Raw genomic sequence first — 1,650 nt, forward strand, 5'->3', positions numbered from 1 at the left:
CGAAGGGCCGTTCCACCCGGAGCAGCGGGGTGTTGCCGACCAGCCCGGACAGGGCGGTGCGTCCGTCTGTGGGGGCGGGCGCCGGGGCGGCGGGCAGGGCGGGGGAGGAGGGTGTGGGCAGTGTGGACACGGTGGTGGGTTCTCGTTTCGTCTGTCGTGGCGTGGAGGGTGGCGGGGCGCGCGGCCGACGGGACCGGCCGCGCGGGGTCCTCGGCCTAGATCCGCCAGCGACAGACGCGGGTGAGTCTCTCCCGTCCGCTCGTCCCGGTGCGCGGGGGAGCCGATGGGGCGTGGAGCGCCGGGTGACGGGGCTCGGCGAGCGGCACCGCCGGGTCGGCGGGGCCCGGGGGAGCGACGGCGCGCCCGGACAGCGGCTCGGTGGCGGCGCGCACGGCACGGGAGTCCGGCGCGCAGTGCGAGGCGGGCGGTACGGGGGCGCGGGGCGCGCCGTGGACCGCCCGCGCCGCGCCCGCCACGGCCAGGACGGAACGGGTGTCCTGGGCGGCGGAGTCAGCGTTGGTCGTCGCGGTCGTCGCGGTCGTCGCGGTCGTCGCGGTCGTCGCGGTCGTCGCGGTCGTCGCGGTCGTCGCGGTCGTCGCGGTCGTGACGCCGTGGCCGTGGTCGTGACCGGCGCCCGGGGAATGCGGCGAGCAGCCGAACATCACCAGCGTGAGGGCGGCCAACAGGGCGCCGACAAGCCCGACGAGCACCGGCCGTGCTTTTCCGCGCACGCCGGAGAAAAAGTCGGGGAAAAAGGGGAGGGAAGGAAAAAGGGGACGCCGAAGAGAGCGGGGGGTCGGAAACGACACGGTTCCTCCGGCCGCCGCCCGGAAAGACTGATGCCATCTTTATGGGCGTGGCGTGACGGTGGTCGATCGATGAGGGAACGCCCGGGAAAGACCCCAACGCGGGGAAAACCCTGAAGGCGTGGAAGTAAACCCCGGGCGGCGGAACGGGAAACGCTCCTCCGGGTGCGGGGAAAACCCTTCTAGGTCCTGTCCGGGTGGTCGTCGCGGGCCCGACAAGACCGCCCGGACAAGGCCTACATCCTCAGGATCGTCGGCGCCCCGCCGCCCGGCGGGGGTACGGAAGGTGTCGTGGCCTCGATCGCCGTGGGCCTGGCCTGGGGCGCTCCGCGCCCGTCGGGCGACGGGCCGGGCCCGTCCGAACACGGCGTCGGCGCGGTCGAGGTGAGCTGTGGCTGGGACGGCATGCAGCGCTCGACGGGATGGGCCGAGCCCGCCCCAGGGGATTCATGGGCGGTGCCGTCACCGTGACGCGCGGTCTCCGGGGCCCGCTCCCGGGGCGCCGTGGCCGCTCCGGGGGAACCGGTGTCGTCGGCCTGGCCGGAAAGGGGTGCCGAGAAAGTCGTGAAAGAGTCCTTGGCGAGATGGTGGGCGGCGCTTTCCGTGCCCGTGCCATGGGTGTAAGCGAGGCCCAGCAGAAGCAGCGCGACCCATACGACGCGCAGCGGGCCCCGGAATAGCCGGGCCCGCCGTACATCGAAGCGGAGTCGCGCCGTAATCACCTTGTGATAGTAACCTGCCCCGGGCCGAGAATCACAACGGCCCACCCGGGGGCGGGAATTGTGTCATTGCGTCGGAAGGGTGAATGCCCACCCGAAGAGCCGGACGCCCGACGGGTGGGGAC

General features: G+C 73.3%; 2 protein-coding genes. Both read right to left on the reverse strand.

All coding sequences use genetic code 11. The features are described 5' to 3' along the window. Nucleotides 1–215: 215 nt before the first annotated feature. Nucleotides 216–731: a hypothetical protein gene (locus tag ACFVIM_RS35020; protein ID WP_384310387.1), complete on the reverse strand. Its 516-nt coding sequence runs from the start codon at nt 729–731 to the stop codon at nt 216–218. 311 nt (nt 732–1,042) lie between these two features. Beyond that, nucleotides 1,043–1,528 carry a hypothetical protein gene (locus ACFVIM_RS35025; RefSeq protein WP_384310390.1) on the reverse strand — a complete coding sequence of 162 codons (486 nt, stop codon included), beginning with the start codon at nt 1,526–1,528 and terminating at the stop codon, nt 1,043–1,045. Nucleotides 1,529–1,650: the final 122 nt, after the last annotated feature.

Origin of the sequence: Streptomyces sp. NPDC057638 (assembly GCF_042800315.1) — a bacterium.
GTDB lineage: Bacteria > Actinomycetota > Actinomycetes > Streptomycetales > Streptomycetaceae > Streptomyces.